Here is an 18624-nt window from a genome sequence, read left to right as displayed (position 1 = left end):
TAGAAAACAAATGGATCACAAAAAAACAGTTTTGCATGCTCAAAATATTCGTAAATCTTATGGCACACGTAACAATGTACAGCAAGTTTTGAAAGGGATCAATCTTCGTGTTCTAGAAAATGAATTTGTTGGAATCATGGGACCTTCGGGGTCTGGGAAGACGACATTGTTGAATGTTCTTGCCTCCATCGATCGCACAACGGAAGGGTCAATTTTCATCGAAGACGCAGATATTTCCAAAATGAAAGACTCCGAATTGTCTGCTTTTCGAGGTAGAAAACTAGGATTCGTCTTTCAAGATTACAATCTTCTTGACACATTAACAGTGAAGGAAAATATTCTTCTTCCTGTATCACTTAGCATGATGAATAAGAAGGCAGCGGAAGATGAGTTCCAGACAATTGCTGAAGTCCTTAGCATTAAAGAACTTGCTGACAAATATCCACATGAAATTTCTGGTGGTCAAAAACAACGGACATCTGTTGCACGTGCGCTGATTAATCAACCATCCATGGTATATGCAGATGAACCAACAGGTGCACTTGATTCAAAGTCGGCATCTTCTCTATTAGGTATGATGGAAGAGATAAATAAGAAAAGAGGCACTACCATTGTGATGGTGTCACATGATCCAGTTGCCTCCAGTTATTGTAGTCGGGTTGTTTTTCTAAAAGATGGGATGATCTATTCGGAATTGTATCGAGGAGACAAAACGAGACAGGCTTTTTTCAAAGAAATTTTAAATGTCCAAGCAGTTCTCGGGGGTGACAATGTTGACACTCTCTGATCTTGTTCTGTGAAGTATGCGGAAGAATATGAAACACTATTAACTCTACTTTTTTTCGCTTATTTTCAGCATAGGTCTCTATTTTATCTTTTTGACTTTGCAGCATGATCCTTCGATCGTTAAGAAAGCAAGTCTGAGTAGTAACTTTGCTATGTTACTTCGAGTGGGAGGGATTCTATTATTTTTTATCGTGATGGTTTTCACGGTATATGCAACTAACATTTTCCTAAAGCGCAGGAGCAGGGAAATTGGACTTTATCAGTTGATTGGTCTAACAAAAATGGCTGTTGCTCGTTTTAGAAAATGAATTGTTTGGTAAAATTATAATAGCTCATTACAAGATGTTCGATATCAAACAATGTGGAGGTTTACCGGTTGAAAGAAAACTATGTTTTTCGCTAAGTCCGAGCTCCCCCGTATCCGTTTATACTTCAAGTATTTATATTTATAGGAGGTACAAATGGATATTTTTATAAGAGACATGGTAAATGGGGATCAAAACAAGTTTATAAACTTAGATGATAGTTTTGTAGTAGATTCTGTTCTCATATTGTCTGTAGCAGATCAAAAAGTAAGTTACACAGTAGAGGAACTTCCGAGTTATACAAAGAGTTATCAAGATGATCCAAATGAAGAAATATCGGATAAAGATTATTTGACATATATCAATAACCCAAATCAGATTATTTTTTTAGCATTTATAGGAAATAGGCTGGTTGGAAAAGTTATGGTAAAGAAAAATTGGAATGAGTATGCTTATATCGAAGATTTACAGGTAGATAGCCGATATCGAAGACATGGAGCAGGACGACAACTGATTGAAAAAGTGAAACAGTGGGCTAAAGTTAAAGACTTACCTGGTATCATGCTGGAGACACAAAACACAAATGTCCAAGCATGTAAGTTTTATGAAAGACTTGGATTTGTTATCGGTGGTTTTGATTTTTGTGTCTATAAAGGTGTCCAACAAATGGATGAGACTGCAATATACTGGTACTTACTGTTTGAATAACATCATAAAAAGGCTTGATTCCACTACGGTGATCAAGCCTTTTGTTTTATTCATCTCTACGTATATCCTCTTGTTTCCAAACTTTATAAACTATATCTGTGTGGCAGTCAATGGCAGAGTAAAGGTAATATGGGTACCTTGTCCCAGTGTACTTTGTATGTGCAGTTCGCCTCCATGTAGTTGAATGATCTCTTTGCATATAGCTAAGCCTAAACCTACTTCCTTTCTTTTTACTTGTACCTTTATGAAATCGTTTTGTGACATTTTTTAATTCGGATGCCTTGATTCCCGCACCTGTATCTATCACGGCTATTGATAAAAAGTCAGTTTCTGTTGTTAGTACGAGGCGGATCGTTCCGCCAGCTTCGGTAAATTTGAAAGCATTATCGATTAAGTTAATGAATACTTGTTTTATTCGATTGGGGTCAGCAAAAATTTCTACTACATCTTGATATTCCAATAGAAGAGGTATTTGCTGATTTTTGCTCTGTCTGGAAAATTGTTTTTCTATTTCTAACAGTAATTCTGTCAGTGAAAATGCTTCTTTTTCCAATCTGATTTGGCCAGCTTGGTAATGAGAAAAATCCAATAAATTTTCTACTAGTTTGGTCAAGCGCTGAGCTTCTTTTTTCATGATGGTAAGTCCAAATTTCGTCTCTTCTTGGTCAAAAGAATCTCCTTCCTGAACGGTCTCAATCCAACCATTGATGGAAGTCAAAGGTGTTCGAAGTTCGTGAGAAACTATGAGCTTATCGGAAGAACCTATTGGCATCTCAAAGAGTAAAAGAATTGCAAAATTTAATGCTAGTTACTACGATAAAATTTCTGCTATAGAAGTACATAAAACCTATTAAAATATGCAAAATTGAAATGGTATCCTTATTCCTTTTTAATTACCAGTAACATGTATTTCGGTTTTTTGTTTTACTGCTTCCTAAATACACAGAAACAACAACTAAGCATCGAACTGTAATTTTTCCAAAAAGTTGGAAAAGCGACTTGAGAGGTTGAAGTTTAATTAGCTATATCATCATACTAAAAAGCCGAATTCCTTTTCTGATGCAGGAAATCGGTTTTTCATCTTCGTAACCCATTTACGATTTTTTTTGATGACAAGTCGTAATATTCAAGATATAAAAATAGTATTCTTGCTGCACTATTCATTCTTTCTGTATTTTTCGAATAAATTAATAAGTATTTCGATATTGCTTTGGAGTTACTCCTGCAAATTTTTTAAATACTTTGGTGAAATGACTTTGATCCGTAAAGTGTAGATACGTCCAAATATCGGTCAAAGAATAAGAAGTAGAGGTGAGCAATCTCTTTGCCTCCTCTATTTTTTTTTGCTGAATGTATGTACGAAGGGGAATTCCAACTTCTTTCTTAAATAATTGACACAAATAGATAGGGTTTAAACGAATGGTTGTGGCGATGTCAGAGATGGTGCATTTATCATAAAGATGTTGAGAAATATAGTATTGACAAGATGCTATTACTTTTGAATATTTGCTTTGTTTTTGAAGATGAACATGCTGTGCAAATTCACAAAATACAGCATGGAGGAATTGGTCGATCACATCGGTTTCTGATATACTCTCCAAGTTTTGAATATAGAGATCACTCATGGTATATGCCTGTTCCAGTTGCAATCCGCCATCTATTGCTGCTCTAGTCGCAAGTGTTATACCACAAATCGCCAGATTTTTTTTGTTTCGTAAGGCACTAGTTTTGGAAAGTGTTCCTATACCTTCGGAAGAGGGATGTTTGAAATATACAATTAAGTCATCTGTATTGCCTTCTTTAATGGCATGCATGATTCGTTTTTCATGTAAATCACTGTGAAAAAATTGATTTTGACGTTGAAAAGACAATTGAGCAGGTATTGCTTTCTCTATCCCAGTGCGGTATTTCAAATTTGTATTTTTTTGCCTTTTCTCTAGCACCGTTTGTCTCCTCCATCATGCATACTATTTTTCTTTAGATTTTACTATAAAAACTATTTCAATATAAATAGAATACTTACAGAAATAGATAATTTACTCCGATTCCTAAAATCAGAAGTTACACAAAACTTGAAGGGAGAGTACTTGGAAACCAAAGAAGAAATGTAAATAGGGGAGATCATACGATGCAGGAGAGAAAAAGATCATATAGTCGACTAATAAAAGTTACCCTTACAACTGCGGCCTTGGCTTTATTTGCTACAGTCGGCGTAAATAGCATTATTGCTTTTGCAAAAGAGAAAGAACAAAGTACGACTCCTAAATTGGTAGACGAAAAGTCCATTGATGCAGTGATAAATGCAATGACATTAGAGGAAAAATCCAAATTAGTTGTTGGACAGGGGATACCTGGTTTTATGGGTAACCCTGATGCTAGTGTTGCTGGAGCAGTTGGAAAAACTTATGCAATTTCCCGACTTGGAATTCCCAGTTTACTTTTTGCTGATGGACCTGCTGGACTTCGAATCCTTCCGACTCGAGAAGGGGACACCAAAACTTACTACACGACTGCGTTTCCAATTGCTACTTCATTAGCATCAACATGGGATACCAATGTTGTAAATTCTGTTGGGAAAGCACAGGGGAACGAGGTCAAAGAATACGGGATTGATGTTTTATTAGCACCTGCCTTAAATATTCAACGCAATCCATTGAATGGAAGAAATTTTGAGTACTATTCCGAGGATTCCTTGATTGCCGGTAAAATGGCGGCTGCAATGGTAGACGGTGTGCAGTCAAATGGAGTAGGAGCTACCATCAAGCATTTTGCTGCAAATAACCAAGAAACGAATCGGATGACCGTTGATACAGTTGTATCGCAAAGAGCATTGAGAGAAACTTATCTCAAAGGTTTTGAAATAGCTGTAAAAGGTTCTAAGCCATGGTCAGTGATGAGTTCTTATAATAAAATCAATGGAACTACTGCTTCACAAAATAAAGATTTATTAACAACAGTACTGCGTAATGACTGGAATTATAAAGGTTTTGTGATGAGTGATTGGTTTGCTGGCACAGATGCAGTCGAACAGATGAAGGCTGGAAATGATCTTATCATGCCAGGATCAGCCGCACAATCTACAGCTATCGAAAATGCGGTCAAGAATGGTACATTGGATGAAAAGATCTTGGATCGCAATATTAAAAACTTCCTATTAACAGTGTTGGAAAGCCCAACCTTTAAAAAATTGAAGCATTCTGACAAACCAAATCTAACTGCACATGCTCAAGTAGCTCGTCAAGCAGCGGCACAAGGGATGGTATTACTAAAAAATAACAATGTATCTTTACCATTAAGCAAAGATAGCAAAATTGGATTGTTTGGAAATACCCAGATCGAAACGATCAAAGGCGGTACTGGCAGTGGGGATGTGAATGCTGCCTATACGGTTTCCATAGCAGATGGCTTGAAAAATGCAGGATTCCAGTTAGATGAAACATTGTACAAGAGTTACAAATCTTATATTTCAACTTTAAGACAAATGGATGAATACAAAATTACCGATAGTCCTTATGGTGCTGCGTTTGGGAAAGTTACTCCACCGATTCCAGAAAAATCGGTGAGTGAAGAAGAGATTCAAACAGCTGCGAAAACAACAGATACAGCTGTCATTGTGATCGGAAGAAATTCTGGAGAAGGTGTAGATCGGAAAAATGAAAAAGGAGATTTCCTTCTATCCGATCAAGAACAAGTAATGATCACCAATGTTTCTGCTAAATATCACGCACTAGGGAAGAAAGTAGTTGTCGTTTTGAACATCGGCGGTCCTATTGAAGTAGCAAGCTGGAGAGATAAAGTGGATGGTATCTTGTTAGCTTGGCAACCTGGACAAGAAGCAGGAAGTGCAGTAGCGGATGTATTATCAGGAGCTGTTAATCCATCAGGTAAATTGGCACAAACCTTCCCATTGAAATATAGCGATGTCGCATCGGCTAATAATTTCCCTGGAACTCCAACGGATAACCCAACAAAAGTAGTTTATGGGGAAGACATCTATGTGGGCTATCGTTATAACACGACCTTTCATGTAAAAGCTGCTTATGAATTTGGATATGGTCTATCTTACACGAATTTCGATTACAGTCAGATACAAGTGAACCAAAAGCAATTTAATAATAAGATCAAAGTATCTGCTACCGTACAAAATACAGGGAAAAAAGCAGGAAAAGAAGCAGTGGAAGTTTATGTGAGTGCTCCAACTGGTAAGCTAGAAAAACCAGCATTGGAACTTAAAGCATTTGAGAAAACAAAAGAATTGAAACCAGGTCAGAAACAGCAGTTAACGTTTGAATTGGATGCAAAAGACTTAGCATCTTTTGATGAAAGTCAATCTGCATGGATATTGGAAAAAGGCACCTATCAAGTAAAAGTAGGAGCATCATCAGAAAATCTTAAAGGAGTAGCTACCTTTACCGTTGATAAAACAATCGTGGTTGAGAAAGTAAATAACGTCTTAGCTCCTCAAGAAAATATCAATACGCTTTCCAAAAAATAATAGCTGGAATAGGAAAAGCCCCTAATTATAGGGGCTTTCTTACTTGTATTTACATTATTCAGAATAAATGGTACAATAATAAATAGACACAAACATACATAAAGGAGGGTTCTCATGATAATCGTGTCCCCAAATGAATGGAGCAATGAGAAAGATAATTCCAGCTTTATACTCGAGTTGAATATTCCCATAGATTTAGGAAATGAAAAACAAGAGGGATAAGTAATCCTCTTGTTTTTCATTTTTAGATAGATTTTATTGTTTTCTAACGTTTATTTTGAGTGATTTCGAAGCATTTTTTGTAGAAACTCTTCTGATTTTCCTCTGGCAACACTCAACGTTTTCCACTCATCATTTTTTATCAGCTTACCAATATACACGATCTGTCCCATGTGATTGGAGTAATGAGCGATTTGCCGCTCGATGGCTTGTAAAACAGTATGATCTTCTCCGCGAATCTTGATTTTACGTTCTAGGTCGTCCGGTGTGAGGGAGCCTAGTGTGGTAAATAAAATATTCCACCCAGTTTCCCACGCCTCAAGCAATGCTTCTTTGCTCTCATCACTTCTTTCGAATTCGGCATCGCGATTTCTGTCTGGCTTCTCTCCATCTGTCGTGAATATATCCGTCCACCGTGAACGAGTATTACCACATATATGTTTGACAATGACAGCGATACTATTGGATTCGGAAGACGGTTGTAAATGGAGTTCCTCATGAGTTAACTGAGCAAAAGTTCTGTCCCCTAGTGACTTCATGCTTTGGAAAGTAGTGATGGCAGTTTGTAAGTAGTGTTGTCCAATATTCATTTCTTGGCACCTCTATTTATAGAAGAGTAGAAGATAAGTTTAGTTTATCATGAAATCCTATCAGTTTTGAAACTAGGTACTCATCATACAATCGGTATCGCAATCCATGTAAAGAGATTGTTTTCTTTATCCAGTTGTGAATCGCTTTTTTTATCACAATTCTTGCTCCGACCGTTTTTTCCGTATTTTTGTTGAACTAGATTAAGTTATACCCAACTATTAAAATAGAATACGAAGTGAGCGAAATTGAAGAGATTCGCTCGCTTTTTTGCAGTTAGATAAGTGAAATTAATATATTTTTATTAAATATTTAAATGAAAATATACAATAACATTCATTAATCTACACTCTCTTAATAAATTGATGTTTTAATAATAGTGTCAAAAAATTAGGAGGCGAGAGATAGTGAAGAAGAGAGTATCCATTTGTTTATCGCTAGTAATCATTGGTTCCTTTGCCATCAACGCTTTTGCTGAACAAAAAAGCTATCATTCTACTTTATCCGAGCATAAGCAAATCCGTAGTGTTGAGTTTCATTCCATGGATTACCCTAAAAATATCAAAGATATGGTGAAGACTTACACGGACGCCAAAGTAAAAATTACCTACAAAGATGGCAGTGTAAAAGAAGTTCCACTTGATTATAAACAACTTTTTTTATCAAAAGATAAGATAGTGTCAAATAAAGGGGACATGATTCCTGCTGGAACTCCTATCGATGTGAATGGCAATCCGATTGTCGATAAAAGTGTTCCAAGCCAACCTTCTTATTATATTTCAGATGCCCCTGACTCCAATAGTCTTCTTGTTAAAAATGGAAGTTATTATCTTATTTCTCACTATGAATATGATTCCATTGATAATGCAGGGAAACAAATTTCTGGTCTGCCAGCTTCCATGACACTTACAAAACTGGGAAAAGACAAGAAGACAGGTGAGTTAACGGTTATTAACTCCAAAAAAATTAATTTTTCTAGTGTAAACGGTTTATGGACTCCCTGTAATGGTTCAACAACCGCGTGGGGTACACACCTAGGTTCAGAAGAATATGAACCAGATGCTCGGTCATATGAAGACTCTTCCTCCAGTTCGCATCGAGACGTTACCAACTTTGCACAATTTTACTTTGGAGATAAATCAAAAGCGAATCCTTACTATTATGGTTGGATACCTGAAATATCGATTGATGCAAAGGGAAATCCGTCTGTAGTGAAGCATTACAGCACTGGTCGGTTTTCTCATGAAGTAATGCAAGTTCTACCAGACAATCAAACTGCATTGTTTGGTGATGATGGTGGAAATACGATGTTATTCATGTATATAGCGGATAAAAAGAAAGACTTCTCTTCTGGAACATTGTATGCCTCGAAATTTAACCAAACAAGTGCAGAAAACGGTGGAGCTGGAAATCTGTCGTGGATCAAACTTGGACATGCTACAGACAATGAAATTAAAGCAATTGTAGATAAAGGTACAAAATTCAGCGATATTTTTGAAACGGCAGCAGAACCTGCCGATGGCTTTACCACTATCAAAACTGCGGCAAATAAAAAAGTCGAATACCTAAAAGTAAAACCGGGTATGGAAAAAGCAGCTGCTTTCCTAGAGGCCCGTAGATACGGTGCGATGCTAGGTGCAACATCCGAGTTTAATAAAATGGAAGGCATCGCTGTAAATAAGGAAGACAAGAAAGCATATGTAGCGATGTCATATGTAAGTGGTAGTATGCAGAAAGAACAAGGCAGTGTTCAAGACGATATCCAATTACCAGTAATCAATGCTGGAGTAACATATGAATTAGATCTAAGTAATGATCAAAAGGATAAAGTCGGTAGTCCAATCCATAGCGAATTAGTACCAACTTCGATGAAAGGATTAATCGTTGGTGAGGATTTAGCAAAACCGGATGCATATGGGAATACTGCTGACCCAGATAAAGTCGCAAATCCTGATAATCTGAGCTTTTCGGAAGATATGAACACCCTATATATAGGAGAAGATAGTGCACTACACACGAATAACTTTGTATGGGCCTATAATGTAAAAACAAAGAAACTAGCAAGAATACTATCCGTTCCAGTTGGAGCAGAAGCAACAGGTTTAAGAGCAGTTGACAATCTGAAAAGCGGTCGTTATATCTTAAGTAATTACCAGCATCCTGGTGAAGATCTGAATGGTAAACAAATTACAGCAGTAGATAAAGATGAATTAATCGAAGCAATGAAAGAAGGTTTAGGTATTCAACAGACCGGAGGAGTAGGCTATTTGTCTGGAATACCATCAGGAAAAATTCATTCTGATAAATAAACTGCTAGTCATGGAGTTTCTTTGGGAATAGACAGTTGTTTTAAAAAGGAAGTTCGAGAAGAGTATTATTTCTTAGGTAAGCAACCCAAACGCAGCCCCGCTAAAAAGCGGGGTATGTTTTTGTAGGAATAAAAAGAGTGAATGAAAGTCTCAAATCTAGTAGAGGGATTGTCTAATAATTGATAATAGTAGAATAGAAAATATTGTGATATAACTATAATTATATTGAAAGTTATATCATTATATGCTAGGAGGTAGAAAGTATGGTTTCTCGTTTTTTCTATCGTCCGTTGTCCCTTGTATGTGGAATATTTTTAGTTATGTCTTTGTTTTTTCAACCTGTTCTCAGTTTTGCTAGTGAAACTTCAACAGCTAAGACATGTATCAGCCATTCTTTTCCAGTATCACTAGAAGAGGGGCAACCTGCAAATTATCAAGTAACTGGAAATCTATGTAGTCAAGGAGACCCCTCCGGTAAGACGATCCAAGTATTGGTTCCTGGATTTACTTTGACCAGTACATATTGGGATTTTCCTTATCAGCCGGAGACTTATTCCTATGTAGATGCGATCAACAAATCAGGATATGCTACTTTGAGCCTAGATCGATTAGGGACAGGAAAGAGCAGCAAGCCCCCAGCAGATGAGATCACCGTGGACCGCCATGCTTATATTGTGTATCAAGTTATCCAACAATTGCGTGCTGGAAAAGTGGAAGGATATCAATTTCCAAAAGTAATTTTAGTTGGTCATTCCCTCGGTTCCATTGTCTCCACTGTGGAAGCAGCCAAATATGGTCAAATCGATGGATTGGTTTTAACTGGATTACTTCATACCTTTAATACAGAAGTACTTTCCTTGATAACTGGGACCGTACCAGCAGAAGAGGACCCAGTATTTAAAGATGAAAATTTACCACCTGGCTATTTATCTCTGCTCAAAAAGACTCGCCAATTCTTTTATAACCCTGATGATACAGATCCGAAAATCTATGATGTCGATGATGTTACAAAAGGAACGGGAGTCTCCAATGAGGATGACATGGTGAGTTTACTAGCAGCTATCACCGTATCCCCAACGATAAAAGTTCCCGTATATTTGGTGATGGGTTCAAAAGATGCCATGTTCTGTAACATTGCGCTGTCCTGTAATACAAAAGGGGCACTATTGCTTCGAGAAAGACTATTATATACCGCAGATTTAGATGCATATGTACTTCCTGATGCAGGGCATAATTTAAACTATCAAAAGAATGCTCCTGATTACTATCAAGCGGTAGTCGATTGGTCGAATAAACATGTGGGAACAAAGTAATAAAATATAAATCGAAACGTCCTTCCTTAGGAGGGCGTTTTTTGTAGGAGTTCTTTCGCATTACTATGGGTACAAAATGATTTTACAGGATTGATATTATTCGATAGTTTCCATATAATTGGTGTGGAGAGTCGCCAGATAAGAGTGCGACCCGAATCCGAGAGGAACCCAAGATGCTGCTGGAATACGGAGGCGGCGGTGATCCGCCCATGCCCGGGGGGAAGACTCCACCCGAGCCCACTCCGCCCGGGCCCGGGAGGAAGACTCCGCTAGTCCCAGCATGATGTAAGGGGCTTCAGGATCGGGCTGCGAGCGATGTTCGCAGCCCAATCCACCAAATCTTAATAGATAGTCACGTATGTCTAGCTGATTTTTACGTAGACAAATCTTTTTGTGCATAATATATTAAGACTTAAGAAAAGCCAACCACATCTAATAAGAAGATCAAAAAGCCAATTCCCTCAAGTAGAGGAAATCGGCTTTTTTTACTCATAATTTCATAGCATAGTATTTTGTTGAACTTCCTATCTTTCGAACCTCATATTTTCTATTAATGTAAATTTGATGGTATTTATCCTATTAATAGGAGTTATTATTAATCACAAACCACACATTTTTTACCCCTTGCCCATTGGTATCACCTTTTGTTTTATCTTTGCTAAAGTAATACAATGGAAATCCTTTATAAGTAACTTGTTTTTGTCCTGTATCCTCTCTTTTAATAGCTCCAAAATCTTGGCTGTTTAGACCGTTTGGAATAGATAATTTATCCGTTGTAAATGGTGGCCATGTTACGAGACAATCATCTTTACAATTGCTGACACCAGGTTGATCTTTTTTAAAGTAATATAATGTCATGCCATTGGAATCAGCTAAATATTTTCCAACTTTATCGTTTTCCAGTACTTGTACACCAGCTGAGGTTGAAGTTTGATTACTGGAATTTGAATTGTTGTCACTACTATAATCACTGTTATAATCGTTGTTGTTACTATTGTTTGTATTTGCATTATTGTTGGAAGATGTCGATGATGTTTGTTGTTGTTGCTGCTGAGAGTAAGGTTGACTGGAACATGCTGCGAGAAGAATGAAAGCTGCCAAACTGGAAAGTACCAAAGTCCATTTTTTCATGATGTTATTCCTCCAAATGTTTTGTAGTAGCCAATATTAAAGACGGAATATTGGCAATTTTTATATTGGCCAACCTCATTATTGTTGGCCGAATTCACAAGCTGATCTATCTCCGTTTACTAAATCTTGGATCTGTTTATTTACCAATGGCTTTATTTCCGCAGCTTTTGCATTAGTTAAGGTGACAAATGCGATGAGAAGAATGCTGAACAAACCAATGATAGACCAGACGATCGATTTTCGCTGAAAAGAGGTGATCATGATGATTCTCTTTTTTAGCTGAGCTTTGTTTGCAGAAAAGTTTGCTACAGCAGGTAATATCGGTTTTACCGAGTTAATTTGCAATAACTTGATAAGCGTATGCCCATAGTTTTTTAATTCATCAGAATGAATGTGTGAGATCGCCATTTCATCACAGGACAGCTCTTGATCTTCTCGCATCCGATGATAGGCATACCATAGGATTGGATTAAACCAGTGAAAGATAAGTAATACTGTCATGATCCAGTTCACCAAAATATCCTTGCGTTTATAATGAGCTAGTTCATGAAGGAAGATATACTTTAATTCATTGTGATCGAACTCTTGAAGTCCATCGAGTGGAATCAATAGTTTCGGTCGCACAAATCCGTATAAAGTGGGACTTTCCACCTCTGTTGTTGCTAGTAGGGAAATGGATGATTTTACTCCCATTTTTTCCTTACACTGTTCGAAAAGCGTTAAGATCGCATCATCGATAATCTTTGAAGTGTACTTCAATTTCTTAGAAAGCTTTCGATTCATTCGGAAAAGATAGATGGTGAACAGGACAACCCCGAGTATCCAAATAACCAACGCGCCAATATAAACCCAAGTGCTGATATGAAGAGAAGTGACAGAAGACAGCGGATTCTTCGTATCATCGGTAAATGTTAGTTGAAGCTGGGTCCTATCGTCTTGCGTGATTCCTTTGATTGGGGCTTTTTGTTCATCCACTAAGGAAAACAAGTTAAACAGACTAAAAGAAGTTTCAGGTGTCCATGGTAAGATCAATCGGAATAATAGAACAAACCATATTAGATATTGCCACTTTGCTTTTAGGCGTTCTTTCATGATTCCTTTTACGAGTAGGATCAAACCTACCAAGACAAAAGCCATGATTGAAGTGGTACAGATCCATTGAAATAAATCAATCAATGATAATACAATTTTGTCCATCTTCAGCTCTTCCGTTCATTTAGAATCTGTTTTAGTTCCTCAATATCTTCCTTCGTTAAATCTTCATGTTTTAAAAAGTTGACCAAAAGAGGTTTCAACGCACCCCCGTAGAGACGCTGGAGGAACGATTTACTTTCTGCTTGTAAACATTCCTCTTCTGTTACCAATGGATAATAAAGATAAACTTTTCCCTCTTGTTTAAAGCCCAGTGCTCCTTTCTTGACTAATCTGTTGATCAGACTCTTGATCGTTGCAGGCTTCCATTCAGCATCATCACTGAGAGTGTCAATCACATCATTTGCAGTGGTCAGAGGAATTGTCCAAAATACTTTCATCACCTGCCACTCAGCTTGCGAAATACGTGGTAATTGCTTCATAACCATTCCTTCTCTCAACGATTACACTTGTAATTGATATTTCTATCTTAAGATTACAAGTGTAATCGGATTTTGTCAATACAAAATTGATAAAAAATTTGATTTAGATTCAATGTTTTTATTCATCATAAGAAGAGTAATATTTTTATAGAGATAGAATAGGGTAAAAATGAGAAAAAGAGGAGAAAAGGGTGTAAAAACGCTTCGGATATGACCCATTCAACATCAGCCAAATCTCTTTTTTTAACAAGAAAATATTCCTATTAAAGGTATTATCTTCTCGTATATATAAATATACTTTTATTTTATTATCAAATGAACTGCCAAGTCGAAAATTCAAATCTAGTATTCAAGATGTCATATATTCTAAACGGTTTAAAAGAGCAAGATTTGTAACTTAGGGAAGTGATTGTTTTCCCAATTCGATAGAGAAAGTTATGAGAAGAAGAGTAATTGAGTCAGGAGGGGAATTTTATGAAACCGATTATCGGGATAACGGCGAATTATTCTTATGAAGAAGAGGTTGGTACTAAAATCCATATCGGGGTGAAAGGGCAAGAATGGCAAGTATTAGCTGATGATTATATAAGAGCTGTAGAGTTTGCAGGGGGAATTCCAATTATCATACCAATCACCAAAAACCTTGACTCCATTATACCTATTCTATCTATCGTAGATGGAATTCTCTTTTCAGGAGGATCAGATATCGATCCACAATGTTATGGAGAATTACCTAAGTTTGGTTTGGGACAAATTGATCCAAAGAGAGATCAGCACGAAATTCAACTTGCTCAAAAAGTTTTATATGAAATGGAAATACCAGTATTAGCTATCTGTCGTGGAAGTCAATTGATTAACGTAGCAGATGGAGGAACACTTTATCAAAATTTACAGGATGAAAAACGAGAGGCGATCAATCATTCCCCACAGGCCCCTAAATTTCACGCAACTCATCCAGTAAATATAGAAACGAATTCGAAACTATACTCCATTTTAAATAAACATAAAGTTCTTGTTAATAGCTTTCATCATCAAGGTATAAAGAAGATCGGAAAAAATTTTGATGTAACGGTAACTGCTCCAGATGAAGTAGTTGAAGGCATAGAAATGAGAGGAGACCGTTTTGTTGTCGGGGTTCAATGGCATCCAGAGATGATGATAGACCAACAGCTTGAGTCTAAAACTTTGTTTGAAGTCTTTGTTCAAAAATGCCAACAAAGAGTAAATTCGAGATGATATTACGTATGGTAATACCAAGTGGAACATCTTGAAACTATCATATGTCCATAAATGGATTTTTTTAGGAGATTCCGAAACCATAAAATAGAATTTGTATTTAGGAATTATTCATTGGTTAAATTTAATATATAATCTAAAAAATGTAACAAACAGAAAGGAAATAATATTGTAGAATAGTTTTTGGCAAACCCGCATCATTTATTTCAATACATATCAAAAATAGAAATACCTGCGGATGAAATCGCCACTTATGGGAGGTTGAAAAAATGATAGCAGTTATTATTCATGCGATTATCGTTCTTTGCTAATTCTTTATAGTTGAATAAGACACGAATGAAAACGTTTGATCCGAAGTACAAGGATTAAGCGTTTTTTATTATTTTGACATAAACCACTAGCAAAAGGTGGATTCTCTATTAAGATGAAATTATTTTTACATATAGTATAAGAAAAACGGCCGAAGCCGCTCTATTTTTTGGTTTTCTGTTTTAAGTATTGCAATTCCTGCTGATAGTGTTTGAACCAACTTGTTCCTTCATCTTGATGTTTTGCACATGGGACAAATTTGCTATAACCAGGGTAGTTTTCATCGATATAATCTGGATCTTGTTCCTCTTTGGTAGATGGACCTGATATTTTTCCATTTTTCCATCGGATGGGGAAAGACCAGCATGCAGTAGGTTTAAACTTCCATGGGTGGAAATCTAGTTCTGTAGCTGCTTTTTGCAAGGAACATAGTCCATTTTCTAAGGCAAATACACAACGGTTTTTTTCAAAATGACTGGGAAAATGCTCAGATTTGTAGGTATGCGGTTTAACAGCTGTTTTTCTGCCTACTTGGATATTTTGCCAATTTCCATCGACAATGAATTCTTTAGGGAGATGTTGAAAATATTCGGGGTATCGATGGACAGTCGTTTTTATCATTTCTTCTTCATCTTCTAAGAGATATACCCCATCATAACAGCAGATCGCCTCACACTTTAAAGCACAATTCTTTATTTTTGGTTCTGTTCCATACTCTTGTTCTAACTGTTGCAAAACATCATAGCGGAAGTGAAGAACAGGGTGAACATATCTTTCGTTCCAATCTTTAAAAGAAGAAAGCAGGGAATCATCTCCAAGATCTTCCTTGCGGACTCTTTGGATTGAATCACTGATGATTTCGGGAAAACCTTTTATACCCTCACATTTTAAAGTTGACTCTATCATCTCTTGCGCAAGTTGTGTTTTTTCATTTGGAACCACATCTTTCAGCTTCAGATATGCTGCGATGGCTTGTGCGTATAAGCCCGGAGTAGAGTCTTTTTTGATCGATGCCAACATCTCTCTTGAATGGGGATGCGTTTTTGCTAAAAAAGCAGCAGCTAATAACGAGAACGTTGCGGCCAAAGAAGACAAGTATTCATACCCTCTGTTATCACACTCCACTTTGTAAGTAATTAGATTCGAAATAGAGAGTGGATCACCAAACCTAGCAAGACAAATAGATCGCCAAATCAACCCATAATACAAATCCCAATTATGTTTGATTTGTTTGGATAGGTGAATTCCTTCCTCATAGTACTGAAAGGCTTCCGATAATCGTCCTTGTATCGTTAGTATGTTTCCATAACAGATTGCGGCGATATTGTGGGCATTCACCCAATTACTTGCTTTAGCTTTCTTATACACACGATCTATTTCTTTTTCTGCTTCCGTTAACATTCCGATACCCATATACCCATCTGCTAAATTCACACTAGATAACATCTGATTATAAGTATCATGAAAGCCAGAATAAGCTTTTTTACAAGTAGATGCTTGTTCTACTACTTGTTGATTTAAATCGACATTATGGCATAAAAGGGAAAATGTATGATGAAAGGAGGCGTTTATCCTTTCGTTATCTTCTAAAAAATCTTGAAAATCTAGTTCCATTTTCGTCAGTGCTGCAAAGCCTAGTTGATTTTGTCCTGCATAAAAATAGGCGTTTACCAATTGTTCATGGCATTTGTATGCTTGATAATCTTTTGTAGATGATGCTTTCTGTACCGCTTTCTCTGCGAGAGATACGGCTTTTTCGGTATGAAAAAGTCGTTGATGATATTTGGATTTGTAGAGAAGTCCAAGTAAATCCTGATCTTTTTCGTTATGGAGAAACGTATTCTCCGAGTATAATTTGATATATTTTTCTTCCAACTCTACTTCTCCAGCATCAAAAGAGGCTTTGATTAAGATATTTAGGACATATTTATAGTTATCGTTGGACAAGTGAGAAGAGGATATTAGACTATCCCCAACCTCCATACAACTTTTAAAGAACCCATTTTGCAAACAGAGTTCGAGTAACCGGATACCCGATTGGGTGTACAGTTCATGAAGGGGGGCTTGCTGGTTGCTTTTTTCCACTTGATAACGGAACTCTTCATAAATTGTGATTTGCTCGTTGCTATCAAGTGTATCAATTTGCGAAGTGGAGATGATTTCTATATAAAATTCCAATAACATCGCCTCAATTTGCGGACGATGTGGTAAATCTTCTAATATTTCTCTCGCGATTTCATAGTATAAACGTCGATTGAATGAGGACATTTCCTCAAAGAGGACATGTTTTTTTACTTTTATGAGATTGTAGGGTGTCTCTAAATGATAAAAATGAGACATGTCCACGTAAAATTCGTGTTTGAATTTCTGGATACAGCGTTCTAAAAAAGGTTTGGAGAACTTAATCCCTTGTGCACTGCCCCATGCAAGCAACAAAACCTTCTGTATCCCTAAATCTAAAATTTTTTCTCGTGCGATCTCTTTCTTTTTATTGGAGCTGAAATGCAAACGCGATAAAGGAATTTGCATTTCACCAGTCGCCCCGATAAAACCGGGCGTATTTTTTATTCTCTTAATAGAATCCCAAAGCAGCTCAAGATCACCACTGCACTCTATCGCCAATTTTTTCTTTGCTACAGTGCTAATATTGCTTAGCTCCATACTAATAATCTGCTCGACATCGCTATTTCGTAACTTTCTCATTTTGATGAGATGAGTTTGGCTGATAGCTTGTAATTGGTTTACCAAAGCTCCAAAGTGAGCCAAATTCTCTCCTGTTGATGTTAAGTTTTGTTCTTTTAAACTAGATTCCCAGCACGTACATAAAATCAAAATCGGCCATTTTTTATCTATGCTTGTTTCCACTAACCGTTTTGTGAAAGATAGCGTTAGAGGATCAGCCCACTGCGCATCATCCACTACCAAGATAAGCGGTAACTTATGTTCTTTTTTATTGGTAGAAAGTATGGCAGAGAAAATCTTCATCGTCTGATCGATAAAAGAGGTGTATTCCTGTTGAGCAAGGATAGTATTGCGATCCCGGTGTTGATTTTCTTTATTGGTTCGCCAATTACTCCACATGTTTCGAAGAGATTCATATGTATTTAGCCCATTATCTAGTCCGGAAAGGATGTCGGAGATGAGTCCCAATGCCGCTCCGCTCCCGGGGAAAGCATAATTAATAAAGAGCGAAACCCCATTGCGTATCGCCTTCTTGTTATCTTCACTCTGCCGCTTTTTTTCAATCAACCCACCGAGATGCAACTTGACTTGCTTGCGGATTTGATTTAATGCTGTCGTATGATATCGGCTGTTCCGTTCATCCGTATTGGGACACCGCAATGCCATCCATAGCCAAGGCATTAGGAGTTCCTTGTTATTTTCCAGCACATCAAACTCTGGCACAATCGTCATCGTGTGCTTCGTATCTTCTAAGTTATCCGGCCAATAATTGGGGTCATCATCATGAATCGTCAAGTAATGATACAACTCTTGAATTAACCGCGTCTTCCCAATCCCTGTATCTGCTTCCAGTATCACCACATTTGTATTTCCTGCTTTGGTATCTTCATATATATCCAGCAACTTCGCTAGTTCCGTATCCCTGCCGATAAAATCGTTAGATTTAAAGCCCAACTTCATGAAATCACC

At 37.1% G+C, this 18624-nt stretch carries 13 protein-coding genes; 6 read left to right on the top strand and 7 right to left on the bottom strand.

Features of this window, described 5'->3' with window-relative positions:
• Nucleotides 1-10: 10 nt before the first annotated feature.
• Together AC5WOE_RS06400 and AC5WOE_RS06395 are read left to right on the top strand one after the other, a co-directional pair.
• On the top strand, nt 11-787 hold the full coding sequence (locus tag AC5WOE_RS06400; protein ID WP_496049539.1) for an ABC transporter ATP-binding protein: 777 nt from the start codon (nt 11-13) through the stop codon (nt 785-787).
• A gap of 460 nt (nt 788-1247) precedes the next feature.
• On the top strand, nt 1248-1799 hold the full coding sequence (locus tag AC5WOE_RS06395) for a GNAT family N-acetyltransferase (RefSeq protein WP_496049540.1): 552 nt from the start codon (nt 1248-1250) through the stop codon (nt 1797-1799).
• A 46-nt stretch (nt 1800-1845) separates the two neighbouring features.
• On the opposite strand, the gene AC5WOE_RS06390 is transcribed toward AC5WOE_RS06395, so the two are convergent.
• Nucleotides 1846-2571 carry a sensor histidine kinase gene (locus AC5WOE_RS06390; RefSeq protein ID WP_496049541.1) on the bottom strand — a complete coding sequence of 242 codons (726 nt, stop codon included), beginning with the start codon at nt 2569-2571 and terminating at the stop codon, nt 1846-1848.
• 415 nt (nt 2572-2986) lie between these two features.
• Nucleotides 2987-3742 carry a helix-turn-helix domain-containing protein gene (locus AC5WOE_RS06385; RefSeq protein ID WP_496049542.1) on the bottom strand — a complete coding sequence of 252 codons (756 nt, stop codon included), beginning with the start codon at nt 3740-3742 and terminating at the stop codon, nt 2987-2989.
• 185 nt (nt 3743-3927) lie between these two features.
• On the opposite strand from AC5WOE_RS06385, the gene AC5WOE_RS06380 reads away from it, so the two are divergent.
• Nucleotides 3928-6294 carry a beta-glucosidase gene (locus AC5WOE_RS06380; RefSeq protein WP_496049543.1) on the top strand — a complete coding sequence of 789 codons (2367 nt, stop codon included), beginning with the start codon at nt 3928-3930 and terminating at the stop codon, nt 6292-6294.
• Nucleotides 6295-6566: 272 nt separating this feature from the next.
• On the opposite strand, the gene AC5WOE_RS06375 is transcribed toward AC5WOE_RS06380, so the two are convergent.
• Entirely contained in the window at nt 6567-7103 is a 537-nt protein-coding gene (locus AC5WOE_RS06375) for a DinB family protein (RefSeq protein ID WP_496049544.1), read from the bottom strand.
• 405 nt (nt 7104-7508) lie between these two features.
• Here AC5WOE_RS06375 and AC5WOE_RS06370 point away from each other — a divergent pair, with 405 nt between their 5' ends.
• Both AC5WOE_RS06370 and AC5WOE_RS06365 read left to right on the top strand, forming a co-directional pair.
• Nucleotides 7509-9410, top strand: a complete 1902-nt coding sequence (locus tag AC5WOE_RS06370; RefSeq protein WP_496049545.1) for a PhoX family protein — start codon at nt 7509-7511, stop codon at nt 9408-9410.
• 263 nt (nt 9411-9673) lie between these two features.
• Nucleotides 9674-10723 carry an alpha/beta hydrolase gene (locus AC5WOE_RS06365; protein WP_496049546.1) on the top strand — a complete coding sequence of 350 codons (1050 nt, stop codon included), beginning with the start codon at nt 9674-9676 and terminating at the stop codon, nt 10721-10723.
• 579 nt (nt 10724-11302) lie between these two features.
• Here the strand turns inward: AC5WOE_RS06365 and AC5WOE_RS06360 are convergent.
• The 3 genes from AC5WOE_RS06360 to AC5WOE_RS06350 all read right to left on the bottom strand — a co-directional run bounded on the left by AC5WOE_RS06360 (nt 11303) and on the right by AC5WOE_RS06350 (nt 13428).
• Nucleotides 11303-11854, bottom strand: coding sequence for a COG4315 family predicted lipoprotein (locus AC5WOE_RS06360; protein ID WP_496049547.1), 552 nt, complete (start codon nt 11852-11854; stop codon nt 11303-11305).
• A 78-nt stretch (nt 11855-11932) separates the two neighbouring features.
• Nucleotides 11933-13051, bottom strand: a complete 1119-nt coding sequence (locus AC5WOE_RS06355; RefSeq protein ID WP_496049548.1) for a M56 family metallopeptidase — start codon at nt 13049-13051, stop codon at nt 11933-11935.
• Between the two features lie 2 nt (nt 13052-13053).
• The gene (locus AC5WOE_RS06350; protein ID WP_496049549.1) at nt 13054-13428 is read right to left on the bottom strand and encodes a BlaI/MecI/CopY family transcriptional regulator; all 375 of its coding nucleotides are present in this window, start codon (nt 13426-13428) and stop codon (nt 13054-13056) included.
• Between the two features lie 474 nt (nt 13429-13902).
• Here AC5WOE_RS06350 and AC5WOE_RS06345 point away from each other — a divergent pair, with 474 nt between their 5' ends.
• The gene (locus AC5WOE_RS06345; protein ID WP_496049550.1) at nt 13903-14664 is read left to right on the top strand and encodes a gamma-glutamyl-gamma-aminobutyrate hydrolase family protein; all 762 of its coding nucleotides are present in this window, start codon (nt 13903-13905) and stop codon (nt 14662-14664) included.
• 471 nt (nt 14665-15135) lie between these two features.
• Here the strand turns inward: AC5WOE_RS06345 and AC5WOE_RS06340 are convergent, their stop codons facing one another.
• Nucleotides 15136-18615, bottom strand: coding sequence for a DUF3109 family protein (locus tag AC5WOE_RS06340; RefSeq protein ID WP_496052166.1), 3480 nt, complete (start codon nt 18613-18615; stop codon nt 15136-15138).
• Between the last annotated feature and the right edge of the window lie 9 nt (nt 18616-18624).

This window comes from Shimazuella sp. NTD248, from assembly GCF_059510395.1.
The sequence above is the reverse complement of the archived record's forward strand: the minus strand, read 5'-3'. Positions and strand labels throughout refer to the sequence as shown.